Consider the following 24,656-nt stretch of genomic DNA (forward strand, 5'->3'; position numbering starts at 1 on the left):
AAATCCCCGCCCCACCCTTCGTCTTTGAACCAACGGAATTTTCCCTTCGAAGACAAGGAGTCGGCTGCGATGTTCGCGCCCATTACCCGTTCCATGACCCTCACGCTCGGCCTTTGCGGCGCGGCGATCAGCCCTGATCTGCTGGCGCAAAACCAGGCTGAAGAGCAACCTTCGCCGGCCGGTTCGGCGCTTGAACTGGCGGCGACCAGCGTCACCGCTCAAGGCCTGGGCACCACCACCGAAAACACCGAGTCCTATACCACCGGCGCGATGAGCACCGCGACGCGGTTGAACCTGTCGATCAAGGAAACCCCGCAATCGGTGTCGGTGATTACTCGCCAGCAAATGGATGATTTCAAACTCGGTACGTTGTCCGAGGCCATGCGCCAGACCACCGGCGTGGTGGTGCAGCACCTGGATTGGGACCGGGTCAGTTATTCTTCGCGCGGCTATGCGATCAATAATTTCCAGATTGACGGGATGCTCAATACCTTCGATCGCATGAAGTCTGATTCGGACACCATCATCTACGACCGCATCGAAGTGGTTCGCGGGGCCACGGGGCTGACCACCGGGGCCGGCGATCCATCGGCGACGATCAACATGGTGCGCAAGCGCCCGACCGCGCAATGGCAGGCGCTGGCCGGGATCAGTGGCGGCAGCTATGACAATTATTACAGCTACGTCGATGTCGGCGGCCCGCTGGCGTTTGACGGTCGCTTGCGTGGGCGCAGCGTGCTGGCCTATCGCGACAATCAATCGATCAAGGACAAATACGCGCTGCAACGCGAGGTTGGCTATGGCGTGCTCGAAGCAGACCTGACAGATTCAACTGTACTCGCGGTGGGTTACGACTATCAGAACAAGCACGTGCAAGGCTCGTCCTGGGGCACGGTGCCGTATTGGAATGCCGATGGCAGCAAGGCCGGATTGGGTCGCTCGACCAACATGGCGACGTCGTGGAGTTCCTGGCCGCTGCAAGACAAAACCGCCTTCGCCACCCTCGATCAACAACTGGCGGGCGGCTGGCATCTGAAAGCGGCTTACACCCATCGCCAAAGCGATACCGACGGCAAGGTGTATTTCGGCGGCGCGGGTTTCCCTGCGGCCGACCGCAGCGGCATGCTCGCTTACACCTCGCACATGATCGGCACGCAAAAAATGCAGGCCTATGACTTCAACGTGTCAGGCCCCTACGCCTTGTTCGGCCGCGAACACGAAATGATGTTCGGCTACGGCGAGGCCGAGCGGCGTTCGAATTCCCCCTACACCATCGCTGGCGCACGTCCCGACGATTACGGGACCATCCGCGACTGGAAGTACATGGGCAACATCGGCAAGTTCAGCGACACCGTCACTGATCTCACTGGATCCAAGGACGACACGCGGCAAAAAGCTGGCTACATCGCCACACGCTTGAGCCTCACTGATGATCTGCACGCCGTGCTGGGCAGCCGCTACGGCAGTTGGCAAGCATCGAGCACCAGTAACAGTTACGACGCCGACCGCCAACTGACCAAGGTCGATTACACCAGCCAAAAACAGAACGATATCTGGACGCCTTATGCCGGACTGCTCTACGACCTGACCCCGCAATACACGGCCTACGTGAGTTACACCGACATATTCAAACCCCAGGGTAATCGCGACAAGAATCGCCAGTACATCGACCCGGTGGTCGGCAAGAATTACGAACTGGGCCTCAAGGGCAGTTTGCTCGACGAGCGTCTGAACGTTGCCACAGCGTTGTTCTGGAGCAAGCAGGACAACGTCGCCGAGGTGGACAACACCGCACCGCCCGATCCGGTGACGCGTGAGCAGTTCTACAAATCCGGCGGCAAGGGCAACAAGGTCAACGGTTTTGAAGCAGAAGTCTCTGGTGAGATCCTGCGCGGCTGGAACATGACGGCCGGTTACACCTATACCCATTCAGTCAACGGCAGCAGTGAGCGCAGCAACACCAGTGAGCCGATGAATCTGCTGCGCGTGTCGACGGCGTATCGCCTGCCGGGTGAATGGCAGGCGCTGACTGTCGGGGGCGCGGTGAATTGGCAGAGCGATGTATACGGCACTTCGACCCGGCCGGTCGGGGATGACCAGGAAACGGCGCGGATCAAACAGAGCGCCTACACCGTGGTGAATCTGATGTCGCGTTACGAGTTTGATCGGCACCTGTCGGCGTCGCTGAACGTCAACAACCTGTTCGACAAGAAGTATTACGACAACGTCGGTTTCTACAACGGTGTTTATTGGGGCGATCCGCGTACGCTGACCGTCAGTCTTGACTGGAAGCTCTGACCCGCTCCCCCTGATCGTTCCCACGCGGGAGCGTGGGAACGATCAGGCTCTAGCGCTGCGTGCATTCAGCGCTCTGCAACATGCTGCAAAACTCACCCTGAGCGGGCGTTAACCCCGGGTTAATTCACACGATAGAGACTCCTCTCGAGTTTTGCTTCATGGATGAAACGGCTCCCACTTGTTCAGTAGGAGGCACCATGAAAATCTCTATCCTCATCCTTGCCGGGCTGTTTGCCCTGGGTTCTGCCAGCGTCTTCGCCGAGGGCGGCGCTGAGCGCATGCGCTATTACTACGACAACTTCCCGGTTCACCAAAGCCAGAGCGCGCAACACAGCGACGCCAGCGCGAAAGAAATTCGCGTTCCCGCCGACCAGACCGCGCAAGTGACCGAGTCTTACCGCGACCGGGATTGACCGAGCAACCGATGGACCTTCCGCGGCTCCGCTCTGGCCCGGGAGATGACAGTTGAGGCGCCCTTTTGGGGCGCCTTTTTTTGGTTGGGTGGTTGCTTGTTCGGCTTGGGATTTGTGGTGAATTCGCCCCTCACCCCAGCCCTCTCCCGAGGGAGAGGGAGCCGATCTTCACGATCTTCAGAACCTGAGTTCGGCTCGGTACTTGATGTCGACGTAGCTCTTGCGATCACCTCGATCAGTCCCCTCTCCCTCCGGGAGAGGGTTAGGGTGAGGGGCTTTTCAGGCCTGCAAATTCTTGATCCAGAACAACATCCGCCCATGATCCGGATCAAACATCCCCGGCGCGAAGCCGAACTTGCGGTACGACTGCTGCGCGATGTCATTGCCTTCCAGTACTTCCAGGGTAATTTTGCAGCAGCCGCGCTGGCGCGAGATTTCTTCGACTTTCTGCAGCATTTTCTGACTCAGGCTCAAGCCGCGGAACTGGCTCACGACTACCACGTCGTGGACATTGACCAGCGGTTTGCAGGCGAAGGTCGAGAAGCCTTCGAAGCAGTTGACCAGCCCCGCCGGTTCGCCGCCAACGAAGGCCAGTACGCTGAAGGCGTGTGGGCGGCGGGCGAGTTCTTCGGGCAGTCGGCGCAGCAGGTCCGGGTCGAGCGAGTGACCGCCGCCCATGGGGTCTTCTGCGTAGTGGTTGAGCACAAGGCCGATGGCTTCGGCATGCGTTGGGTTGGTGTAGCTGGCCTGAAGTACCAGAATTTCTGCGGAATCCATTTCCTTCCCCGAACAGACAAAAGCCCCGGCACGCAAGGTACGCGCTGATAGGCTGCCTGACCTTAACGCGGCCACATACCGGTGAGCAACCGACAAATCCTCAGGATCAGGCGTGGCCCCAGATCAATTCCTCGGTCCAGCCGAGTTCGGCGAAGTCTGCAGCACGCAACGCGCTTTCGCCGGCGCAGAAGAATTCGTCCAGTTGCGGCGGTTCCACCGACGTATCGCTGAGCATCGCGTGCACCTGGCCGCGGTGATGGATCTGATGTTCGAACAGATGCGACAGCAAGCGCAGGCGGCTGTCGTGCTGGGGCGTGTCGCGGGCAATGGTGACGATGCGGTTCAGCTCGGCATCGCGCAGTTGCTCGCAGTAGGCGATCAGCCGACGGTCGACGTGAGCCTGTTCTTCACGCAGTTGAACGGTGTCAGTGAACGGCTCGTCGGCATTGAAAAAAACATGACAGTCAGGATGCGGTTCAGCCCCGCGCAATTCGCGCTCCAGCGCATCGACGTAAAACCAGTCGCACGTCAGGATGTGGTTCAGCGTCAGGCGAATATTCGGAAAAAAATTCACCCGCGGCGCCGCAAGATCCGCCGCGCCGAGTTGGCTCCAGGCCTTGGCCAGACGATGATTGGCCCAGGCATTCTGATAAGCCATGGTCAACAAATGATGGGACAACGGTTGGCTCATGTCGGCGCCCTCTTTCTTTCAAGTTTCGGCAAAGCGCTGCAGCTGCATTTCCTGCAAACGACTCAGGGTGCGGCGGAACGGGAACTCCAGGTAACCCTCGGTGTAAAGCGCGTCCATCGGCACTTCGGCCTCGATGTACAGCGGCACTCTGCGGTCGTAGCACTCGTCGACCAATGCAATGAACCGCCGCACGCCGTCGTCGTGTACGGACAACTGCGGCAGCTCTCGATCACCCGCCACTACGCGCTCGGCGCCGTCTTCCGTGCCACGGGCAATGCGCCCTTCGCGTTTGCGCGCGCTGAGGTTCGGCACCTCGCTCAACAGAATAGCCCGATAGCGATCGCACAGCGCGATGAAGTCCATGGCGGCGAACGGCTGCTCGCACAGGTCGGCGTAACGACACCACAACACCGATTCACTGGCCCGCACCACGTTCAATTGGCGATGACCGACTGACACCGGTTCGGCGGTGGCCGGCTCACCGGCGGCCAGCGCCTGGAAGACATCCTCCAGCGCTCTAAGCGATGACGCGGCCACAAAGTAACGTTGCAGACCCGCCCCCGGATGCAGGCGATGATCCTCGGCGCCGTTCACCGCAACCACCCGCATATGCGCCTTGATCGCGGCAATCGCCGGGACGAAACGGTCTCGGTTGAAACCATCGGCGTAGAGATCGTCCGGCGGCAGGTTGGACGTGCAGACAATCACCACGCCCTCATCGAACATCACTTGAAACAGCCGCCCGAGAATGATCGCGTCGCCGATGTCGTTGACGAACAACTCATCGAAACACAGTACTTTGACTTCTGTAGCCAGCTCCTTGGCCAGCGCCCGCAGCGGATCGGCAATCCCGGTCAACTGGAACGAGCGCTGATGCACCCAGCCCATGAAGTGATGAAAATGCTGCCGGCGCGCCGGCACCCGCAGGCTTTGGTGGAACTGGTCCATGAGCCAGGTCTTGCCGCGCCCGACCGGGCCCCACAGATAAACGCCGGTAACCGAACGGGCACCGGCATGCAGCGCTTCGTGACATTTTTGCAGGGCCCAGACCGCGTGTTCCTGGGCTTCATCCTGGACGAAGCCGTTGTATTGAACGGCGTGTTGCCAGGCGCTGAGGGGGGAGTCGAAAGTCATGCGCGGCAGTATGCCACGATGGCTACAGGGAAATATCCAACCGGGCTATTTTCCCCTGTTCGTTCAATCGGAACGTGTAACGCAGCTGTGCCGGGCTGCCAGGGAACGTGCCGGAGATCAGTCCCTGCACCAGCACTTTTCCGGTGCGCTGCTGCACGTCGAGCACTTCAACACGAGGTTGGTAGCGTTGCCCGGTGTCGTGCATCCATTGGGCGATGGCTTGCGGGCCGACCTGATGCAGGCCTTCATCGAACACGTTGGCATCCTCGGCGAAAAAACTGGCGACCTGCGACGTGTCGCGTGCGTTGGCCGCATCGATATACGCAGCAATCGCCGGGGCCAGTGTTGAGGCGGGATGGGACATGGTGGCAGCTCCTTGTTGTGTGGTTCTGCGACCATCCTAAAACAGCGTTGTGTCAGTTTTTGTCAGGAGTGAAACGGCCGTCCTCGTCCAGTTGCATCTGTTCGCGCCAGATACGCAGCAGGTCGCTGCGCCGGCCCGGATAAGCCTCGCCCTGTGGATTTGCAGCGCTGATCCGGTCAGTCCGAAATGTGCGATAGGCACCGCGTAACTCACACCACGCGACAATGATCCGCACCTCATTGAGAAAACCCAGCGCCAAGGGCCAGATCAGCCGCTGAGTCGGCACCTGCTGCGCGTCGGCGTAATCGATGTGCAGTTTGGCCTGGTCGCGGATCGCGTGGCGAAACACGTTCAACGGCACGGCGTTCTGCGGGAAACCGTAGCCCGGCGGCCCCGGCATCACTGTTGGATTGCGCAGTGCCTCCTGAGCCTGCGGATCGAGCACGGCGGCGATCTTGGCCAAGGCATCCGCCGCCGCTTTGCTCAATGTTTCATCGCCACGCTGATCGACGTAGCGCAAACCGAGAACGATGGCTTCGGTCTCGTCGGCATTGAGCATCAGCGGTGGCAGGAACAGGCCGTTGCGCAGCACATAGCCGATCCCCGCCTCGCCCTGAATTGGCGCGCCGAGGGCCGTCAACTCGGCGATGTCGCGGTAGAGCGTGCGCTCGGACACCTGCAGCTCGGCGGCCAGGGAGGCGGCAGTCACCGGGCGTTTCTTGCCGCGCAGCACTTGCAGCAGGGTCAACAGTCGGGTGGTACGCGACACGATGGGCAGGCTCCGCCGGAAAGACTTCGGAGATTAGCAGAGGTTGGAGTCAGAAAATGGCAGGAGCTTGAGGCGCAGCAAGATCGTTTCCACGCTCCGGCGTGGGAACGTCTCTACGGCGCTCCGCGTTTGGTTCTGTAGGGACGCGGAGCGTCCCGGGCTGCATTCCCACGCAGGAGCGTGGGAACGATCACGCCCGCAAAAGCTGACCTTTCGGGCAGTTATTGCTCGTTGCCCTCGCCGCTCGCTTACGGCATCCTGCGCCTCCATTTTCTGACCCGGCCTCGCCTCGCAGCGCGCAAAACACCATGACCGCCTCTGAAAACGCCCCGCGCAACAACGACCTGATCTACGGCCTCAACGACCGCCCGCACCTGACCGCCACCGTGTTTGCCGCGCTGCAACATGTATTGGCGAGCTTCGTCGGGATCATCACGCCTACCCTGATCATGGGCGGCGCCCTTGGCCTGCAAAGTGAAATCCCTTATCTGATCAGCATGGCGCTGTTCGTTTCCGGGCTCGGCACGTTCGTCCAGGCCAAGCGCTTCGGCCCGGTCGGTTCCGGCCTGCTGTGTCTGCAAGGTACGAGTTTTTCCTTTATCAGCGTGATTCTTAGCGCCGGGTTCATGGTCAAGGCGCGCGGTGGCGGCACCGATGAAATCCTCTCGACGATCTTCGGTGTGTGCTTTTTCGCTGCGTTCATTGAGGTCGTGCTGAGCCAGTTCATCGGCAAATTGCGCATGCTGATCACCCCGGTGGTCACCGGCACGATCATCACCTTGATGGGCCTGTCGCTGATCAAAGTGGCGATGACCGATATTGCCGGCGGCTTTGGCGCAGCCGACCTGGGCGCGGCCAGCCATGTGTTTCTGGCGGCGCTGGTGATCGGCACCATTGTCGTGCTGAACCGGGTCGACGTACCGTTCCTGCGCCTGGGCGCGATCGTCATCGGCCTGACCCTCGGCTACGTCGTCGCCTGGCTGATGGGCACGGTGGATTTCACCACGATGCCGGCCGTGCCGCTGGTCAGTGTGCCGGTGCCGTTCAAGTACGGCTTCAATTTCGACTGGGTGGCGTTCGTGCCGGTGGCGGTGATTTTCCTCGTTTCGCCACTGGAGGCGGCCGGCGATCTGACTGCCAACTCGATGATCTCGCGGCAACCGGTCAAGGGGCCGCTGTACATTCGCCGGATCAAATCCGGCCTGCTTGCTGACGGCCTCAACTCGGCCATGGCTGCGGTGTTCAACAGCATGCCGATGGTCACCTTCGCGCAGAATAACGGAGTCATTCAGCTCACTGGCGTGGCCAGCCGCTACGTTGCGTTTTTCATTGCCGGATTGCTGGTGATTCTCGGGCTGTTCCCGATGATCGGCGCGGTGCTGCAATTAATGCCGAAACCGGTGCTCGGCGGTGCCGAACTGGTGATGTTCGGCACCGTTGCCGTGGCCGGGATCAAGATTCTCGCCGAAGCCGGTCTGCATCGGCGCAATATGCTGATTGTGGCGATTTCGCTGGGCATGGGCCTGGGCATCGCGGCGGTCCCGGAAGTACTGCGCGAACTGCCACAGGCGCTGCGCAATATCTTCGAATCGCCAATCACCGTCGGCGCGTTGTGCGCGATCGTGCTGAATATCTTCCTGCCGGAGGAATTCATCGAACTGGAAGAAGACGACTTCGACCCCGAAGCTTCTATTCTTCAGGTCATGGAAAACCCCGACGTGCCAGCCAAAGCTGAACCTGGCCCAACGGCGACTGTCGCACAAGAGAACCGCTGACGTCCGGCCTCGAAAAAAGGGCTGAACCGACAGGCCGGTTCAGCCCTTTTTTTCGAGAGACCGTTTATGCGCCGTCTTCACGCCCTGATTCTGTCGTTGCTGCTGTTATCCCTGAGCGCCTGTGCACTGTTCCCCAATCGAGATCCGGTCAATATCAACGTGGTCGGTCTCGAACCGTTGCCGAGCCAGGATCTGGAAGTACGCTTCGCGATCAAACTGCGCGTACAGAATCCCAACGAAACCGCCATCGACTACAACGGCATCGCCCTCGATCTGGACGTCAACGGTCATTCGCTGGCCTCCGGCGTAAGCGATCAAAGCGGCTCGATCCCGCGCTTTTCCGAAACCATCGTCAGCGTACCGGTGAGCATTTCCGCATTTTCGGTCCTGCGCCAGACCCTGGGCCTGAGCCAGACCCAAACCCTCGATAACCTGCCTTACGTCCTGCGCGGCAAACTGGCCGGAGGTCTGTTCGGCACGATGCGCTTTGTCGACAGCGGCACGTTGAGTTTGCCCAGGGCGAGTGCCGCTACGTGGTAACGAACGCCTCGCTCCCACAGGGTTTGGGTTAGCCGGCAGTCAATGGTTGAAACGCACTCCAGGCTTGGCGCGTTCATCGACGGATAATTCGAACACATCCGGCCGCGCATAATGGCCGACCACGTCGTAGTCGTAACGCGCGCGCACCAGTTCGTCGGTGTCGATTTCAGCCGTGAGCAGGCCCGCTTCGCCGCGTAACGGTCCTGCCAGCACGTCACCCATCGGCCCGACAATCACGCTGCCGCCGGCAATCAGCGGGCGGTCTGCCGGCCAGTTGGCAATGTCAACGCCCAGTTCGTTCGGCGAGGCCTGGACCTGGCAGGCGCTGACCACAAAGCATCGGCCTTCATGGGCAATGTGGCGCATGCTCACTTGCCACATTTCGCGCTCATCGACCGTTGGTGCGCACCAGACCTCGATGCCTTTGGCGTACATCGCCGTGCGCAGCAGCGGCATCATGTTTTCCCAGCACACTACCGCGCCAAGCTGGCCGACCTGGGTGTCGAAAACTGGCAAGGTCGAGCCGTCGCCCTTGCCCCAGATCAGCCGTTCAGTGCCGGTGGGCATGAGTTTGCGGTGTTTACCGACCAGCCCGGCCTGCGGGTCAAAATACAGGACGGTGCAATACAGGGTGCTGCCAGCGCGTTCGATCACGCCGATCACCAGATTGGCCCCGGTGCGCGCCGACAGCCCGGCGAGGGCCTCGGTTTCTGCGCCCGGTACGTCAATCGCGTTGGCGAAGTAGCGGGCGTAGGCTTCGCGGCCCTCGGGCAGGCGATAGCCCAGCTGCGTGCCGAAGCCTTCACCTTTCGGGTAACCGCCGAGCAACGCTTCGGGCATGACCACCAGCGCCGCGCCGGATTCGCTGATCGCCGCTTCCCAGCTCAGAATCTGTTCAAGGGTGGCTTGTTTGCCGGCGGGCAATGAGCCGATTTGCAGCGCAGCGACAATGGATTTGGGCATCGCAGTAACTCCGTCAGGTTCAGTAGTTGCCGATTCTGCGGCGCCACGCGATCATGAATAAAGCCCCGATCACTGCTGAATGATATGAGCCAAATGAATATCGCCAACGTCGACCTCAACCTGCTGAAAGTCTTCGAGGCGCTGCACGAAGAATCCAGCGCCAGCCGCGCCGCCCTGCGTCTGGGCGTCACCCAATCAGCAGTCAGTGCGGCGTTGCGCCGGTTACGCGAGGTGTATGGCGATCAGTTGTTCGTGCGCACCGGACGCGGCCTCGCCCCGACGCTCAAGGCCAATCAATTGAAACCGGTGGTCAGTGAAGCCCTGAATAAATGTCGGCAAAGCCTGGCGATGGTCGACCCGGCGGCCAATCAATACGATGGCCGCTCGGTGACCATCGGGCTTTCCGATGATTTCGAGATTGCCTACGGTCGCCGCCTGATCGAGGAGATTGCCCGTAGCATGCCGAAGTTGCGTCTGATCTTCCGCCAGACCCACAGCCAGATTGTCGCCCGTGCGCTGATGGAGCGCAGCATCGATCTGGCGATCACCGCCGGCGGTTTTGCCGAGCGCCTGCTCAGCCGGCAAGTGCTGGGCGAAGGCGCTTATGCGTGCCTGGTCGACCCGTCGAGCCTTGCGCCCGGTCAGGCGCAGATCGGGCTGGAGGAGTTTGTCGCTCGCGAGCACATTCTGGTGTCGTCCGGCGGTTTTATCGGCATCACCGATGAAGGGCTGGCGGCCGTGGGCTTGAGTCGTCGGGTCTGCGCTTCGACCACGCATTTTGCTGCGCTGCCCTGGCTGCTCAAGGGCAGCCGCGCGGTGGCGACGATCCCGGCGCATGCCGCCGAAAGTATCGCGGCGCTCAGCGGTCTGGCGTTACTGCCCTGCCCGCTGCCATTGCCACGTTACCCGATCGAACTGGGCTGGCGTACCAGCACGCAGATCGATCCGCTGGTGGTCAAGGTTCGCGAGGTGATTGCCGCGAGCTTCAACTGAACGTTACTTGTTCGCGGCCATCAGTCGATTGACTTCACTGCGCACCATGTTGGCGAATTCCGGCGGCGACATGCCGTCGAGTTCCGCGCGAACCCATTCGGCCCATTTGCCCTTGCGCTTGGCGCGCTCGCCGAACAACCGCGCGGCCTCGCCTTTGGCTTTGCCCAGATTGTTCTGCCAGAGTTCGAACAGACGGGATTTCTCATCTTCCAGCGCGGCGCGCTCTGCGAGTGATTTGTCGGCCAGATTGAAACTCATGGGGAATTATCCTGCTGCGTAAAATGGCGACATCTTACACGCTCGGCCGAAAACTCCGGCGCAGGTTTTTCTTTTGGGGAGCCTTGGCGTGCAACTTTATGCGTTGCGCCATACTCCATTGCTCACTGTCCATTCATCTGCAAGGAGTCACCCATGGCCCGCAAATCTGCCGTGCAAGCCGCTGAAGAGCAAATCAAGGATCAGGCGTTCAGCGAACTTCAGGCGCTGATTGAAGAATCGGACAAGCTGCTCAAGAGCAGTGCTTCACTGGTGGGCGAGGAAGCGGAGACGCTGCGGGGGCAAATCGCTCTGAAATTGCAGCAGGCGCTGGATTCGGTGTCGAATGTGCGGGACCGGACCAAGCCTGCCGTTGAAGCGACCGAGACGTATATTGGTGGGCATCCTTGGCAGACGGTGGCGATTTCGGCGGGGTTTGGGTTGGTGGTCGGGTTGTTGCTTGGGCGACGTTGAGGTTTTTTGATTTGGAAAAAAGCGGACTTTTGGTTCGCTTTTTTTTGTGTTTGGTTTTTTGGACTTGGCGGCCTCTGGGCCGACCAGGTTCTGGTTGCTTTGGGTGAATATCCGTTTCTGCGGGTGGGCAGTCTGGCGGTTTCGCTTTTACAGCGAGTCCCTTTGGCAAACGCCCCAAAGGAACCAAAGGTCTGGGCCCCTGCGTTCGGCCCTCGCAGGCTCGGGTTCCCTCGCTCCGGGACCGATCCGGCCGCAGCGGCTACGGTTTGCTTCGCTGCACCTCCTTCCGCTGTGTACGACTGCGTCGTACGGTCGCTGCGCTCCCACGCCCGGATCGATCCCTCCACTCAGCCTGCCGATGGGGCCGGTTAGGCAAGATCAAGGGCACTCGAGCTGGCGCTCATTGTAAGGAGTGGTTAGAAGCGGGTGGTTGGCTTGAGGTTTGTGGTGTGGCTACCCCTCACCCCAGCCCTCTCCCCCTGGAGAGGGAGCCGATTCTGTTTGGTTTCAAAATTTGCATTCGACTCGATATTGCACGTTGCCGCAGCCCCCGCATTCCCCGCGATCGGTCCCCTCTCCCTCCGGGAGAGGGCTAGTGAGGGGCTTTTGATCTTGGCTTACTCTCCGGCCAATTCGCGCAATTGCTCCAGCGTCTGCGCATCCAGCACGATTCCTTCATCCAGTGAGCGGCTGCGCTGCCCATGCCGGCGGTCGCCCGGCAGGCGTTTGAGGCCGACGCTGTGCATCTGGCGGACCAGTTCGCCGCTGCGTTCGGCGAAGCTTTGGCCAGCGGCTTTGCTGGGGTCGATGACGATGAGCAACTGGCCGGTCCATGGGGTTTTCGCGCCGGGGTGGTTGGACCAGTCGAATTCGAAGGAGAAGTTGCCGCCGGTCAGTGCCGCGGCCAGCAGTTCGACCATCATCGACAGTGCCGAGCCTTTATGGCCGCCGAATGGCAGGAGCGCCCCGCCTTCGAGGATGGCCTTGGGGTCCTGGGTCGGTTGGCCGAGGCTGTCGACGCCCATGCCGGATGGCAGGCGTTCGCCTTTGCGGGCGGCGATCTGCACGTCGCCGTGGGCGATGGCGCTGGTGGCCAGGTCGAAGACGATGGGGGCGGCGCCGGCGCGTGGGGCGGCGAAGGCGATCGGGTTGGTGCCGAAGAGTGGACGGTCGGCGCCGTGAGGGACTACGCAAGTCATGCTGTTGACCACGCTGAGCGCCACCAGCCCTTCATCAGCGAAGGGTTCGACATCCGGCCACAGCGCTGCGAAGTGATGCGAATTACGGATTGCCAGTACGGCGATCCCGGCGTGACGGGCCTTTTCCACCAGTAACGCGCGCGCCGCTGCCAATGCTGGCTGGGCGAATCCGTTGCCCGCGTCGACGCGCACGAAACCGGCGGCGACGTCTTCGACCTGCGGCACGGCGTGCCCATTGACCCAACCGCTTTTCAGCGTCGACACATACCCGGGAATCCTGAACACACCATGACTGTGGGCACCGTCGCGCTCGGCCGCGGCACAGTTGGCGGCAAGCACCCGGGCGACGTCGGCGGAGGTGCCATGGCGCAGAAAAATAGTTTCAAGCAATTGCGTCAGCGCTTCGAGCGACAACGACGACGAGACAGCACAGGACACATGATCGTGTGGCGCAGACATCTGAAGCTCCAGAATGATTATTGGAGGGAACAACAGCGTACGGACGACTTGCCCAGCGATTAACCATGGCGCAGCGGTCGCCTGTCAACCCTTCGCTGATTCAACGATGGCGCGCGCGGGTCCGTGGCAGATTTATACGCGCTGAGTGCGGTATCCATGTACCGCCAATGCGTCGAGTTGCGTACCTATTCTCGGGTCTCTGCCCATGGCGTCCGTTCAGAGCTCCGCTAATGCCCAGCCCCACCGCACCGCTTCTGTTTCCAGAGATTTTCGATTCCCCTGGCCTGCACGCCGAACTCGGTAAAACCCACAGTTTGAACAGCAAGGATTTCAGTTGGCTTGCCCATGTGCAGTTGGCAACGCACGCCCTGCGCCAACAGCAGACTCCGCCCATGCACGCCGAACGCATTTTGCTCAACGCCGACAAGCAACTGCCCGTACCGCTGGCTGGCAGCTTTATCCTCGGCGCCGGGCCGGATGACGGCGGGGTGTTCCTCTATACCCCTTATGACGGCGTGAAAAAGTACAGTGACGACGACGCACTGACCGAATCCTTGCAAGCGCGCCTCGACAAGGCGGACGAAACCGATGATCTGTTGGCCTTCATCAGCCTCTCCCTGCGCAAGGAACTGGTCGAGAAACGCGATATCACGGTGACTCGCGAAACGATCGATGGCGATGTGTTTGAGGACCAGCAGTCAGCGATCGAGACCGCTCAGAATGCTTGCGCGCGCGACGTACTGGACGAACTGAAGCGCCTCCCTTCGCTGACAACGCTGCTGGACAAGATTCTGAACGAGCTGCTGGCACCGCATTTCGCCGGGCTGCAGCAGTCGCATACCCGCGTCAGCCTGTATCCAGCCAGCGACGCGGGTGCCGACGAACGCCGGCAGCAGTTGGATTCGCTGTCATTGAGTGAAGCGCTGCTGGTGTACTTTCGCCGCCAGGGCTGGCCACGCGGGCAGTCAGCCAGGTTTACTCATCCGGCTCGTACCGGCGGCGACAGCGACCAGAAGGCCTGGGCGGATGCGTTGAAGTCGGCGTCGGGAAAACTCATCATGCTGTTGTTTCGACAGCTGGAGGCTTACTGGAACGCCGCGTCCTTCGAAGGTTCGCCCAGGCGCACCTTCTTGCGCCAGACCCTGAAGGATCAAGCGCGTGCGCAACTGATGAGCAAGCGCGAAACCAGCATCATCAGCGCCGGGGAGTTCGATGCCCTGCACAGTTTGATCCGGGAGCCGAACACGGCTGTACGGCGGCCGACTTTCGAAACGGTGTGTTTGCGCAAGGACACCGCCTCGGTGGAGCTGGCCGGCTCGCTGATGATCAACCACGACAAGGCCTACCTCTACACCCCGACCCAGGGTCTGCAAGTACTTGAGGACTACGCCGATCTTAAACAGACGCTGACCGCCAAACTCGATGCAAAAGGTCATGAAGACGAGCTCTATGGCCTGATGAACCTGGAGGAACGCAACCGCTATCTGGGCTTCGTCGACCCGCAGGTGACCGGCGAGCATATCGGTGGCGACATCATTGCGACGCTGCTTGAAGCGATCCTGACCAAGCAACGTCAGAACGTCGAATTCGCCATGCAGCGTTTGCGCCAGGGTGAACATTCAACCGATATCCATGCCTTGTTCGACAAGGCCCTGGATATTCGCGCGATGCTTCATGAGCGCCTGCTCAAGCTTGAGGTCAATGAGCGTTGGAGTACTCGACCACTGTTTTCCAGCACACCGCCCTCCTCTGTGGTCCAGACCGACAAGGCGGCGCAACTGGCGTTCAAGCTCGAGCGAGAACTTGAAAATCTCAGCAGCCATTTCCGCGACCAGCCAACCGGCAACGACGCCGAGCAAGGGCGGTTTCTGCGAGGCATTCTCTGGAAACTGGCGAAGGCGTTCGAAGACGGCCTCCGCGCCGAGGCCTACATCAACCAGCTCAGCGGTGCGTGGCGGGCAGCCGAACGGGGCATCGTCGATACCGTGTTCGACGCCAGACACCCGACCCGCAAGGAGCGTCGATCGCTCAACGGTTTTCGCCCGGATGCCTGGTCGCTCACCCTCACCGGTCCCGGTGACGCTGGCTCGCTGGCGCTCGCCAACTGTGTTCTGTTGACTGAGCGCGGTGGTCTGGATATCGCGCATTCCGGGCGCGCGATTCTGTGGACTCCAGCGATCGGCCTGGAGACGTTCGACGATATCGCCATTGCCCAACAAACGTTGCAGCGCCGCCTGGACGGTAAAGACCAGTGCCAGGCGCTGCTGGAAAACCTGCCAACGGCGCAACAACGGCTGGACGAGTCTTTCACCCTCGCCAGCTTCCAATTGATTGACGGTAGTGTGGCCGGTAACCGCATGGATTCGGCCATCGGAATTTTCCTCGACCATTGCCAGACATTGCGTCAGTGCATCGAGGACAAGGCCGCGCTCAAACGCTTCCTCGAACAAATGAAAAATTCCGTGATCAACACCAACCTTGGTCGCGCTATTGAGCTGGCCAAAGCCCTTGCCCGTCAGCTTGATTATCCCGACTGGTTACAAATGGCGCCCGTCGCGGAACAGCGCACGCACCTTGCGCTGCTCGATCAATTGCGCAGCAGCTTTGTTGATGGCAAAGATTTTCTCGACGATGTGCCAGAGTTGCGCACGCATGTCGAGCAAACATTGCAAACGCTGCTCGACAGCCGATTTCCAGGCAATGGGCTCAAACCCGAGGACATCCAGATCACGCCGAATCTGACGCTCGCCGGCCCGGCCTGCAATCTGCTCGATTTTGCCTTGCATCATTTCAATGTCGTGCAGGGCACTGGTTTCAAGGTCGCCTCGCTGACCGTCACGTCCCTGCCAGAGAAACTGGATCAGACCGCAGTCCAGCAACTGCTGCAATCGCTGGAGATCACCACCATCTACGTGCGCAAAGTCAGCGCAGCGCTGTCAGGGGATACCCCGTCTGCACGCACCAGCAAGGAACGCTTTCTGCGCCAGCTCCCCTGGCACCTGATGCAGCACGCGCATTCGATGAAGCTGCAACAGCAACTGTCGGACACCGGCTACGACTTGATCTGCCAGGTGCTGGACATGCCCGATGCGCTCGCACGCGCCACCGTGGCGCTGGCCCACGCCACTGTGAGCCCGCTTTCATTGATCAAGACCAGCGGCGCCGCTGCCGCCCACACACTCGGGCTGTATGTGATCGGCCCCGGCACAGGGCAAACAGGGCCGTGCGTGCTCTACGCACCGTATTCGCGGTTTGTCTTTCGCGAGTTCGAAGATGAGGCGCAGTTGGTCAACGCATTGAACACGCCCGGACAGTTCCAGGATCTGATGATTCGCCGCCTGCCATCGGAACAACAGGCGGTCTTCAAAAATCTGCTGCAAACCACGCTAGGCTACAGCAGTGAAATGACTCTGCAGAGCACACCCATCAGCGGCAATCTGCTCGAGCGTTTGCACAAGGACACACTCAGCCTGTTGCCACGCTTGCTCGGTTGCCAGGCGCAAATCGACGCGCAATCCGATTGGGAAGCAGCAAAGTCCTTGTTCAGTCGTGGTGTGCATCTGGTTCCCCATGTGTTGTCCGGCAAACTCGCCTCGTTGTTCTTTCTTTGGAAGAGCTACAACGACTTCGAAGATTCGGCCGAAAACCTGCAGCAGCACCGCTGGTCGAACGCCTTGAAAAGCTTCATCACCGGAGCGATATCGCTGTTCAGTCTTGGTCAGCTGTCATGGGAGGACGAGGCGAAGGAAACCATTGAGGAGTTTGCCGCCGAGACGCAGCTCCCCGTGGTGCCGGTGACCAAAACTCCTGGCCAAACCACGAAGATAGCCGCACCGCTGTGGAACAAAGTCCCGCCCGTCAGGTCCTCTCGGCTGCATTTGCAGTCGTATGAAACCAGCACTGCGCTGGAAGACCTCACGCTCGAAGCCAGCAAACTGGTGTACGGCAATGCTGACGGCTCGCGAAAATACGCGGCGATTGCCGGCAAGGTCTATCAAGTCAGTCAATCTGAAAAAACCTGGTACCTGCACCACAAGGAAGACGGACAAGGGCCCGAGCTTGAGCAAAACAACCAGCGGCTGATCCTCGCCAGCCCCCGCAAGTCCGGTCGTCGTTGCCGTTCAAAGCAGCGCAACCGCGTGCAAACCGAAGTCGAACGCAGCCGCTCGTATGTCATGCACATCCAGGCTAAAGGAATGGCGCAAATCAACAAGCGCTATCCGGCGCGCGCCTTCGTCATCCAGCAAGCGGTCGCTCGCGCACGCACCTATGCGCTCAATTGTCTGCATAACTTCGTGATAAATCGAGCAATTCCGGGTGGAACCCGACTAGAGCGCGTACTCAGGGAGATCTTCGAGGTCTCGCAGGTAACCCCGCCGCTGCTGGGTAAAATTGCAAAGGTGATCATCCCGCTTTGCCGCGAACTGACCGATCCGAAAGATGACTTGCTTTACACTGAGCGTATTTTCGCCGGTTTGAATGTGCAACCGGATAACACGGTTGCCTTCGTTTTCAATGAGGACAAACGCAGGATTATCCACCTGACCGAGCTGTTCTTTAATCCGGACATGGATGCCTATACGCCTTGTTTGCCTGTGCGATTCAACGTGGACTCGCACGCCCGCGCGGTAACGTTGATTCATGAACTGTCGCACTTGCTGTTCAAAACCGAGGACTTCGGTTCGGTCGAAGCAATCGCGCCATTTCCGGACCTGATCAATACCACCACCGCCATCGGCCAATCGCTCAAAGCCAGTACGGACCGCTTGCGCAGCACCTTTTCCCGCTCGACGGCGCCCGAGAAGTTGTTCCTGGATACCGATGACAACGGGATAGAGGTCGATCTGGATAAATTGCCCAAGCGGGTCGAGGTGCTGAACAAACTCCTCGCCCTGACGAACACCAAAACTCTCGCCGATGCACGCAAAGCCTTTCGTGACCCCGTCTCCGCCGAAGCCAGGATTGACGTCATGCTCGCCAACGCTGACTCGATCGCTTGGCTGATCAGCGAAATGGGCCGGCAACTCGACCCATTGCCGACGGCGATCCCTTTACCGGCGCCAACCTCAAGCCAGACCGAAAACGTGGCGCTGGCGTAACGAGATACAAAAATGCGCAGGTTAAAAACCTGCGCATTTTTGATTGAAGCATTGATTGTTTGTGACGGCGAAGATCAGTCTTTCTGATCGCGCAGCACATTGCCCGAGGCGCCGTCGATGCGGAACTCGTAGACAACGCCGTCCGCCTTGCGCCCTTCCCCTTCCCAGTAACCATCGTTGTCGGCGCCGATCTCGTAGACCTCGACATAACCCGCTTTGGTCTTGGCGATCTCGATGGCTTTTTCGATGGTGATCCAGCCTGCCCCCGGCTTGTCGGCCAGCGCAGCACCCGCGCTGAACAACGTGGCAGTGGCAATCAAGGCAGCGAATGTGTTTTTGATCATTTTTTCACTCCATTTATGGATAGTGGTCTTGGGCGTCCTGTTTTTTGGGTGCCTGAGCAAAAAATAAGTTCCACTTTGATGGGTAAATGCCATGACTGCAGTTCTCGGCCACTTCCCCAGAAGGTTAGAATGTGCGAAATCAGGACGAGTCCATGACCCAAGACACCCTCTCGGAAGCCGAATACGATGCGATCACCGATGCCGCCGCGCATTGGTGCATGCGCGTGCATGCTGCTGACTGCACGGCCGAAGAGCAGCACGCCTTCCAGCAATGGCATGACGCGCACCCGCTGCATGCCTTCGAATACCAGGCCATGCTGGAAATCTGGGACGTGGCCGGAGACCTGCCGCGCCCGGAACCTGCGTCGGTAACGCCTGTAGCGAAATCTTCACGCCCGTGGCGCCAATTCGCGATTGCCGCAGGTGTCTGTGCACTCGCGTTGCCACTGGCGGCGTATTCGGGCTGGAATCTGGGCTGGCTGCCCGACAGCTATCAGCACTTCGCCGCCACTGACGAGATCCGCCAGGTCACCCTCAGCGACGGCAGTCAGCTGGAACTGAACCTGAACACCGATCTGACTTTCAGCAATTACAAGGACGAGCGGCGCGTCACCCTCAAGCAGGGTGAGGCGTTCTTTACCGTCAGCCACGATGTGTCGCACCCGTTTGTCGTGCGTGCAGGCGAAGGCGAGGTTCGCGTCACCGGCACGCGCTTCAATGTCTGGATGTATCGGGATCAGGTGCGCGTGAATCTCGTTGAAGGTTCGGTGCTGGTGACCAGCAATCGCTCATTGCCAGGCGACGGCTTGCGACTTGGTCCGTCGATGCAGGCGCGTTACCAGCACGGCGATTACATGCCGCAGATCAGCCAGACCTACGCCAGCGACACCTCGTTGACCTGGCGCGATGGCAAACTGGTGCTGGACAATCTCGCATTGAGCGAAGCATTGCCACTGATCAACCGCTATCTGAACAAGCCGCTGGAACTGGCTGATACGCGAACCGGTTCCATTCGCGTCGGTGGTATTTACAACATCAAAGCGCTGAACAACTTGCCCGACAGCCTGCCCAAAGTGCTGCCCGTCTACCTGACGCGCAACAAGGAAGGCAATCCGGTGATCAACTCGATACCGCAACAACCGCCGAAAAGCTGAAGGCCGCGTCCCTTGCGGGATGCGGCCTCCATTTGCAGCACTTCACATTGCGGATTACTGAGCGGCCACCTTCCCTGCCTTGTCCAGTGTCTCGCGAACGGTCTGCACCTGATATTGCGGGTCTGCCTGGATCTGCTGTTCAGTGAACGGCAACACGCTCCACTGTTTCTTCGAAAACGCTTCAGTCTGATCCCGCGAGTACTTGGACGCCGGGTCGCTCGACAGCGAGAACGCCAACAGCCCTTGAGCGTGCGGCCCCTTGTCATCGAAGCTCACCACTTGCAGATAGCTGGTGCCGCTCACCACTTCGAGCTTGCCGTCCTCGCGCGGCACGCTTTGCATCGCGTTGTAGATGCCCAGCGTACCCGGCCCGCCATGAATCGGCGTTTGCCGCCCACCACTGCTGACGACCTGGATATCCCGCCAGCGGGATTTCGCGTCGAGGCCCATTTTCATGCTCATCTTCAGCGACGCCATCATCGCTTCGCGCAGAGCCTTGGCCACTACCGGTTGTTCGACCGCCAGACCGCGCGGCGTCTGTAGCGGGTCCTGCGGATCGAAGCCGACGCGCCACACATCCGGCATGGCCTGCAACGTCTGCATGATGTTCTGGAAGTGCACCAGCCCCACGCCGGAGTCCAGATTCGCCCGGCCGTCCCAAGCCTTGAGGCTGGCGCAGACCGGTTTCACTGCCTGCGCGTCGGCGCCAAGGTCAGCGCTACAGAACTTGAGCAGATCCGGCATGACCTGAGTCGCCAGATACACCTGGTCATCCATCACCATCTGCTGCAGATCCTTGATTGCCAACGGCCCCTTGTTCAGCTTGCCCAGGCGATCGAGGGCGAAACGCGAACGCAAGCCCAACGGTTGACCGTCCTGGCTGATCAGCGGCGAGAAACCGCTGAGCGGTTGCGCTGGATTGGCCAGCCAGGCCGAATCGTTGGAGTGCTGAACGAAGTCCTTGCGCAGCAGTTGCGGCAACTGGCTGGCCGCGTAGATACCCTGCTGCGCCGCTTGCGGATCGATGTCCCAGGCGCAGGCGCTGTTGGAACCGTCGAGCACGATCATCTGCGTACCGATTCGCGGGTCGCTGCACTTGGCCAGTTTCTCGGCGTTGACGTTGGGCACTACCGACAGATTCATGTACAGCGTCTGGCCCTGGTCATCGACGGCCAGCGTGTTGACCCAAGGGATGCCCTGAATGTTGTGCACCGAATCCTGCAACTGCTGCAGCGTCGAGGCCTGATTCATCGCATACCATTGTTTCAGTACGCGATCATTGTCGAGGTTGGCATCGCGCAAGCTATAGGCGTATTGATTGTCCCAATCCAGCTTGCCCGGCCACTGCACGATCGGCCCGAACTGTGAGCTGTAGACCTCCTTGGCAACCGGCACGACCTGGCCGTCGGCCTGTTTGACCTGCACGGTCACGGTCTGCTTGTGCATAGGCACCGACTGGCCATCAAGCAGATAACGCGTCGGATCCTTCGGGTCGAGTTGCAGACGGTACAGCGTGAAGTGTTTCGACGAGTCGACCGTGTGCGTCCAGGCCAGATGCTGGTTGAAACCAATGTTGATCATCGGCAGCCCCGGCAACGCCGCGCCCATGACGTCGAGCTTGCCGGGAATGGTCAGGTGCATTTGATAAAAACGCATGCCGCCGACCCACGGGAAATGCGGGTTGGCCAACAGCATCCCGCGGCCGTTGAACGAACGCTCACTGCCCACGGCCACGGCGTTACTGCCGCGATCCAGGGCGAAACGCTGCTGACGGGCTTCGGCCAGGCGATAAGCCTGCGCGTCCTGGCGAATGTCAGCCGTCGCTTGCGGCGCGGTGGCACCCGCCAGGGCTTCGGCAAACTGCCCGACCCCGCCCTCGACCAACAGCCGCCGGGTGAGCTTGACCAGATCCTGCGCGGCGATATCCCGCACCCATTCACCCTGACACTGCTGCGGCAAGCCCTGCTTGCGACGTTCGGCCAGATAGCGGTTGTAGCCGGCCGCATAACCTTCGACCAGATCACGCACAGGCCCCGGTTGCGCCTGCCAGAATCGCTCAACCGCCTGCGGCGTATTCAGCCAGGTGAAAAACACATCGCTGACCCGATTTTCCCGCTGCTCGACCGTGAACTGATCCGGCCCGAAATACTTCGAACGCTGACCGTTGACCGTAACGATCTCATTGGCCAGCAGACATAGATTGTCCTGCGCATACGCATAACCGATCCCGAACCCGAGCCCACGCTCGTCCTGCGCACGAATATGCGGCACACCAAAAGCGGTCCGGCGGATATCCGCACTTGCCTCAGCGGCCGGGCTCAACGCATGGGCTGAACAACTCAAACCCAGCAACACGCCAGCCAACGTCAGCCCGGTTAACTGTCTGGAAATAATCACGCTCGCTCCTGATCGACATGCCAAAGAGCGGATCAGCACCGTACGCAAAACACCGCACAAAGAAGACCCGCCCTGCAAATACCCACGCGCCCACGCGCAATGAGCCTTTTCGAAGAAACGAAGCAGGAGGAGAAAATTTAAGCGACCAACATCAAAAGCCCCTCATCGGAACACCGCCCGCCTAACCCTCTCCCGGAGGGTGAGGGAATTGACTGTGATGGATGCGAGAGCTACGCCGACATGGAATACCGCGTCGAACTCAAGTCTTGAAAATCAACAGCCCCTCACCCTAGCCCTCTCCCGGAGGGAGAGGGGACTGACCGTGTGGTTTGATAGAGATACGCCAACTGCGATACCGAGTCGTACGCGAATTGCAAACGTGAAATACCGGTCGTACGCAAATATCAAAGCCAACCAAAATCGGCTCCCTCTCCTGGGGGAGAGGGCTGGGGTGAGGGGCAGCCACACCACAAATCCCAAGCCAACCACCCGCTTCTAACCACTCAACAATGAGCGTTAGCTCGCGTGCCCTTGATCTTGATCTTGATCTTGCCTAACCAGCGACATCGGAAGGCTGAGTGGAGGGATCGATCCGGGCGTGGGAGCGCAGCGACCGTCTGGCGAAGCCAGACACAGCGGAAGTAGGTGCAGCGAAGCAAACCGTAGCCGCTGCGCCCGGATCGATCCCGCAGCGAAGGAACCCGAGCCTGCGAGGGCCGTACGCAGGAGCAAAGCCTTTTGGGTTACCTTTTTGGCGTTTGAAAAAGGTGACCCGCCGTAAGGGCGGAACCGTAAGCGGCTGTTACCGCAGCAACGGATATGTACCCAAAAAAACCAGCGCCTGAAAAAAGCCATCCCCCAAAAAATCACAAGAAAAAAACCCCGAGCCAACAAATTTTCCACATCTTTTCTTTCATGATTCGTCGCGCTGATACGTCTAGTTCAGAGACAACGAAAAAAACCCGTTCCCGATCAGGCCCTGAAAAGGAGTAAGCGCATGTACAACTCGCAACTACCAACGGACGGTAGCCAGGCCCCCAAAGGAATCTCCATGAGCCCAAACGCGAGCGAATTCGGCCAACGCGGCGAGCGACACGGCAACGAACGCATCCGGTTGCTGTTGAAAAGCTTCGGCCTGCGCACCAGCCTTATCCGTCTGAAAGTCATCGACGCCCTGCTGGTCGCAGCACAACACGAGCGCAGACTGGGCGTGCGCGGTGTCCACAGTCAATTGCTGGACCTGGATATTCCGCTGTCCTTTCTCAGTGTGCGCGAAGTGCTCAAACGCCTGTGCAGCGAAGGGGTGATCGTCTTCAATGAAGACAAGAGCTACAGCCTGCATCCACAGGCTGCGTCGGTTCTCAAGCACGATTGAAGTGAGCGGCGATCGCCGTCAAGGCTTGACCTTGCGGCGCATCACGCCATTGATCACCACGACGACCACCGCTACAGCGATCGCGACAAACTGGAAGGTCTTCTCGGTAATCATCCCGGCGTTCTGCAGCCACGACAGGCCGAGCATGATCGCCAGGACCGACAAGGCGATCACAATCGAATAAATCAAGCGTTGCTTCTGGGTCATTGCGGGTTCCTGAAACTTTTTAGATGTATCGGATTTGTATCCGTTTGCATGCCATGCACTTACCCATCGGGCGCAATGCATTGGCTGTAAAGGGGGTCTCATGTTACAGCCGCGCAAGCGTTTTGGCTTGCTGGCGGCGTTACCTCTGAGGATTTTTCAAATGCGGCGTCGTATCACCTGGCTGATCCCCGTTCTGGCCCTGCTCACCCTGAGTGGCTGCATCATCTTCCCCCACGGGCATGGCGACTCGATTGCAGTCTGTTGGAACAGCTACGCCAACTGCCGCGGCAATGGATGATTTCGATCAGACTCAGGCTTGCCAGCGGTTTTGCCAGCGCCACCGAGAGCCTCGCGGCGATGGGTTTCATTTTCACCGGGATTGCCCCGAATGAACGCCCGCTCGAGCATTGAGCGGGCCAGCGCAGGCGCTTTTTATGCCTTGGCTTTGACGCCCTGATCGACCGGCTTGGCAACGTTGCCTTCGCCGTAAGTCTTGAGGTTCTGCAAGACGTAAATGGCTTTCTTGAATTCAGGAATCAGGTTTTTGCCGTAGGCGTTGCCATTCAGGCCGTTGGTCTGGATTGCATCGAGTTGGGTGGCAAAATATTCCAGCGCGTTGAATTTGACGTCGACGTCCTTGGTCACGCCGAAACGGTCGAACTTGTCGCCCGCGTTCATCAAGGTGAAGGAAGTGATTTCCGAGATCAGCCCGCGGCTGCGCAGCATCTCGCTCAGATTGCCCATTTGCTTGACCGAAACATTCGCCGGATCAAAGCCCTTGATGGCTTTGCGCAAGCCCTGCTTGTCCATCTCGGCGGTATTGATCGCGTTGGGATCGTTGCCGACCAGGGTGAGCATTTGCTGCACCTTGACGCTCTGGGCCACTTGTTTCTTGGCGCCGGTGTCGCGAACCATCACCCCTGCCTTGCTTTCCCAGCCCCCGACAATACCGATTGTCATGAAATGTCTCCCTGCG

At 59.8% G+C, this 24,656-nt stretch carries 22 protein-coding genes; 10 read left to right on the forward strand and 12 right to left on the reverse strand.

Annotated elements, in window-relative coordinates; all coding sequences use genetic code 11:
* Positions 1-69: 69 nt before the first annotated feature.
* A complete protein-coding gene (locus BLU52_RS12765) occupies positions 70-2,298 on the forward strand; it encodes a TonB-dependent siderophore receptor (protein WP_090283667.1) in 2,229 nt (742 codons plus the stop codon).
* 197 nt (positions 2,299-2,495) lie between these two features.
* Complete coding sequence (locus tag BLU52_RS12770) at positions 2,496-2,711, forward strand: hypothetical protein (protein WP_090283669.1); 216 nt, start codon at positions 2,496-2,498, stop codon at positions 2,709-2,711.
* Between the two features lie 279 nt (positions 2,712-2,990).
* Here BLU52_RS12770 and BLU52_RS12775 read toward each other — a convergent pair whose 3' ends face one another.
* The 5 genes from BLU52_RS12775 to BLU52_RS12795 all read right to left on the reverse strand — a co-directional run bounded on the left by BLU52_RS12775 (position 2,991) and on the right by BLU52_RS12795 (position 6,446).
* Entirely contained in the window at positions 2,991-3,488 is a 498-nt protein-coding gene (locus BLU52_RS12775; protein ID WP_090283671.1) for a GNAT family N-acetyltransferase, read from the reverse strand.
* 106 nt (positions 3,489-3,594) lie between these two features.
* Entirely contained in the window at positions 3,595-4,179 is a 585-nt protein-coding gene (locus tag BLU52_RS12780) for a DinB family protein (protein WP_090283673.1), read from the reverse strand.
* Between the two features lie 18 nt (positions 4,180-4,197).
* On the reverse strand, positions 4,198-5,313 hold the full coding sequence (zapE, locus tag BLU52_RS12785; protein ID WP_090283675.1) for a cell division protein ZapE: 1,116 nt from the start codon (positions 5,311-5,313) through the stop codon (positions 4,198-4,200).
* Positions 5,314-5,335: 22 nt separating this feature from the next.
* Positions 5,336-5,677, reverse strand: coding sequence for a nuclear transport factor 2 family protein (locus tag BLU52_RS12790; RefSeq protein WP_090283677.1), 342 nt, complete (start codon positions 5,675-5,677; stop codon positions 5,336-5,338).
* A gap of 52 nt (positions 5,678-5,729) precedes the next feature.
* Positions 5,730-6,446 carry a helix-turn-helix transcriptional regulator gene (locus tag BLU52_RS12795; RefSeq protein WP_090283679.1) on the reverse strand — a complete coding sequence of 239 codons (717 nt, stop codon included), beginning with the start codon at positions 6,444-6,446 and terminating at the stop codon, positions 5,730-5,732.
* A 308-nt stretch (positions 6,447-6,754) separates the two neighbouring features.
* Between BLU52_RS12795 and BLU52_RS12800 the strand changes: the two genes are divergently transcribed.
* Positions 6,755-8,221, forward strand: a complete 1,467-nt coding sequence (locus tag BLU52_RS12800; protein ID WP_090283681.1) for a nucleobase:cation symporter-2 family protein — start codon at positions 6,755-6,757, stop codon at positions 8,219-8,221.
* 66 nt (positions 8,222-8,287) lie between these two features.
* A complete protein-coding gene (locus tag BLU52_RS12805) occupies positions 8,288-8,761 on the forward strand; it encodes an LEA type 2 family protein (RefSeq protein ID WP_090283683.1) in 474 nt (157 codons plus the stop codon).
* 39 nt (positions 8,762-8,800) lie between these two features.
* Here the strand turns inward: BLU52_RS12805 and BLU52_RS12810 are convergent, their stop codons facing one another.
* On the reverse strand, positions 8,801-9,724 hold the full coding sequence (locus BLU52_RS12810; RefSeq protein ID WP_090283685.1) for a carbon-nitrogen hydrolase family protein: 924 nt from the start codon (positions 9,722-9,724) through the stop codon (positions 8,801-8,803).
* An 84-nt stretch (positions 9,725-9,808) separates the two neighbouring features.
* Here BLU52_RS12810 and BLU52_RS12815 point away from each other — a divergent pair, with 84 nt between their 5' ends.
* The gene (locus BLU52_RS12815) at positions 9,809-10,717 is read left to right on the forward strand and encodes a LysR family transcriptional regulator (protein WP_090283686.1); all 909 of its coding nucleotides are present in this window, start codon (positions 9,809-9,811) and stop codon (positions 10,715-10,717) included.
* Positions 10,718-10,720: 3 nt separating this feature from the next.
* Here the strand turns inward: BLU52_RS12815 and BLU52_RS12820 are convergent, their stop codons facing one another.
* Positions 10,721-10,975: a hypothetical protein gene (locus tag BLU52_RS12820; RefSeq protein ID WP_038363082.1), complete on the reverse strand. Its 255-nt coding sequence runs from the start codon at positions 10,973-10,975 to the stop codon at positions 10,721-10,723.
* 153 nt (positions 10,976-11,128) lie between these two features.
* On the opposite strand from BLU52_RS12820, the gene BLU52_RS12825 reads away from it, so the two are divergent.
* Positions 11,129-11,446 (forward strand): DUF883 family protein, encoded by a 318-nt coding sequence (locus BLU52_RS12825; RefSeq protein WP_090283688.1) that lies wholly within the window; start codon positions 11,129-11,131, stop codon positions 11,444-11,446.
* A 617-nt stretch (positions 11,447-12,063) separates the two neighbouring features.
* Here the strand turns inward: BLU52_RS12825 and BLU52_RS12830 are convergent.
* Positions 12,064-13,104, reverse strand: a complete 1,041-nt coding sequence (locus BLU52_RS12830) for an Ldh family oxidoreductase (protein ID WP_090283690.1) — start codon at positions 13,102-13,104, stop codon at positions 12,064-12,066.
* Positions 13,105-13,334: 230 nt separating this feature from the next.
* Here BLU52_RS12830 and BLU52_RS12835 point away from each other — a divergent pair, with 230 nt between their 5' ends.
* A complete protein-coding gene (locus tag BLU52_RS12835; RefSeq protein ID WP_090283692.1) occupies positions 13,335-18,203 on the forward strand; it encodes a dermonecrotic toxin domain-containing protein in 4,869 nt (1,622 codons plus the stop codon).
* Between the two features lie 74 nt (positions 18,204-18,277).
* On the opposite strand, the gene BLU52_RS12840 is transcribed toward BLU52_RS12835, so the two are convergent.
* A complete protein-coding gene (locus BLU52_RS12840; protein WP_090283694.1) occupies positions 18,278-18,547 on the reverse strand; it encodes a PepSY domain-containing protein in 270 nt (89 codons plus the stop codon).
* A gap of 152 nt (positions 18,548-18,699) precedes the next feature.
* Here BLU52_RS12840 and BLU52_RS12845 point away from each other — a divergent pair, with 152 nt between their 5' ends.
* Positions 18,700-19,701: a FecR family protein gene (locus BLU52_RS12845; protein ID WP_090283697.1), complete on the forward strand. Its 1,002-nt coding sequence runs from the start codon at positions 18,700-18,702 to the stop codon at positions 19,699-19,701.
* 54 nt (positions 19,702-19,755) lie between these two features.
* On the opposite strand, the gene pvdQ is transcribed toward BLU52_RS12845, so the two are convergent.
* Positions 19,756-22,098, reverse strand: coding sequence for a bifunctional acylase PvdQ (gene pvdQ / locus BLU52_RS12850; RefSeq protein WP_090283699.1), 2,343 nt, complete (start codon positions 22,096-22,098; stop codon positions 19,756-19,758).
* A 997-nt stretch (positions 22,099-23,095) separates the two neighbouring features.
* Here pvdQ and BLU52_RS12855 point away from each other — a divergent pair.
* Positions 23,096-23,473: a fe2+ zn2+ uptake regulation protein gene (locus BLU52_RS12855; protein ID WP_090283701.1), complete on the forward strand. Its 378-nt coding sequence runs from the start codon at positions 23,096-23,098 to the stop codon at positions 23,471-23,473.
* A gap of 18 nt (positions 23,474-23,491) precedes the next feature.
* On the opposite strand, the gene BLU52_RS12860 is transcribed toward BLU52_RS12855, so the two are convergent.
* Complete coding sequence (locus BLU52_RS12860) at positions 23,492-23,680, reverse strand: hypothetical protein (protein ID WP_090283703.1); 189 nt, start codon at positions 23,678-23,680, stop codon at positions 23,492-23,494.
* A gap of 160 nt (positions 23,681-23,840) precedes the next feature.
* Between BLU52_RS12860 and BLU52_RS26820 the strand changes: the two genes are divergently transcribed.
* Positions 23,841-23,978, forward strand: a complete 138-nt coding sequence (locus BLU52_RS26820) for a hypothetical protein (RefSeq protein WP_167359895.1) — start codon at positions 23,841-23,843, stop codon at positions 23,976-23,978.
* Positions 23,979-24,112: 134 nt separating this feature from the next.
* Here BLU52_RS26820 and BLU52_RS12865 read toward each other — a convergent pair whose 3' ends face one another.
* Positions 24,113-24,640, reverse strand: a complete 528-nt coding sequence (locus BLU52_RS12865; RefSeq protein ID WP_090283705.1) for a hypothetical protein — start codon at positions 24,638-24,640, stop codon at positions 24,113-24,115.
* Positions 24,641-24,656: the final 16 nt, after the last annotated feature.

It is taken from the genome of Pseudomonas granadensis (genome assembly GCF_900105485.1).
Classification (GTDB): Bacteria; Pseudomonadota; Gammaproteobacteria; order Pseudomonadales; family Pseudomonadaceae; genus Aquipseudomonas; species Aquipseudomonas granadensis.

Coding starts and splice junctions, on each gene's coding strand:
- BLU52_RS12770 (WP_090283669.1), top strand. CDS start 2,496: ATGAAAATCTCTATCCTCATCCTTGCCGGGCTGTTTGCCCTGGGTTCT.
- BLU52_RS12800 (WP_090283681.1), top strand. CDS start 6,755: ATGACCGCCTCTGAAAACGCCCCGCGCAACAACGACCTGATCTACGGC.
- BLU52_RS12860 (WP_090283703.1), bottom strand. CDS start 23,680: ATGACCCAGAAGCAACGCTTGATTTATTCGATTGTGATCGCCTTGTCG.
- BLU52_RS12805 (WP_090283683.1), top strand. CDS start 8,288: ATGCGCCGTCTTCACGCCCTGATTCTGTCGTTGCTGCTGTTATCCCTG.
- BLU52_RS12765 (WP_090283667.1), top strand. CDS start 70: ATGTTCGCGCCCATTACCCGTTCCATGACCCTCACGCTCGGCCTTTGC.
- BLU52_RS12865 (WP_090283705.1), bottom strand. CDS start 24,640: ATGACAATCGGTATTGTCGGGGGCTGGGAAAGCAAGGCAGGGGTGATG.
- BLU52_RS12820 (WP_038363082.1), bottom strand. CDS start 10,975: ATGAGTTTCAATCTGGCCGACAAATCACTCGCAGAGCGCGCCGCGCTG.
- BLU52_RS26820 (WP_167359895.1), top strand. CDS start 23,841: ATGCGGCGTCGTATCACCTGGCTGATCCCCGTTCTGGCCCTGCTCACC.
- BLU52_RS12840 (WP_090283694.1), bottom strand. CDS start 18,547: ATGATCAAAAACACATTCGCTGCCTTGATTGCCACTGCCACGTTGTTC.
- BLU52_RS12810 (WP_090283685.1), bottom strand. CDS start 9,724: ATGCCCAAATCCATTGTCGCTGCGCTGCAAATCGGCTCATTGCCCGCC.
- BLU52_RS12775 (WP_090283671.1), bottom strand. CDS start 3,488: ATGGATTCCGCAGAAATTCTGGTACTTCAGGCCAGCTACACCAACCCA.
- BLU52_RS12790 (WP_090283677.1), bottom strand. CDS start 5,677: ATGTCCCATCCCGCCTCAACACTGGCCCCGGCGATTGCTGCGTATATC.
- BLU52_RS12825 (WP_090283688.1), top strand. CDS start 11,129: ATGGCCCGCAAATCTGCCGTGCAAGCCGCTGAAGAGCAAATCAAGGAT.
- BLU52_RS12855 (WP_090283701.1), top strand. CDS start 23,096: ATGTACAACTCGCAACTACCAACGGACGGTAGCCAGGCCCCCAAAGGA.
- zapE (WP_090283675.1), bottom strand. CDS start 5,313: ATGACTTTCGACTCCCCCCTCAGCGCCTGGCAACACGCCGTTCAATAC.
- BLU52_RS12815 (WP_090283686.1), top strand. CDS start 9,809: ATGAGCCAAATGAATATCGCCAACGTCGACCTCAACCTGCTGAAAGTC.
- BLU52_RS12830 (WP_090283690.1), bottom strand. CDS start 13,104: ATGTCTGCGCCACACGATCATGTGTCCTGTGCTGTCTCGTCGTCGTTG.
- BLU52_RS12780 (WP_090283673.1), bottom strand. CDS start 4,179: ATGAGCCAACCGTTGTCCCATCATTTGTTGACCATGGCTTATCAGAAT.
- BLU52_RS12845 (WP_090283697.1), top strand. CDS start 18,700: ATGACCCAAGACACCCTCTCGGAAGCCGAATACGATGCGATCACCGAT.
- BLU52_RS12835 (WP_090283692.1), top strand. CDS start 13,335: ATGCCCAGCCCCACCGCACCGCTTCTGTTTCCAGAGATTTTCGATTCC.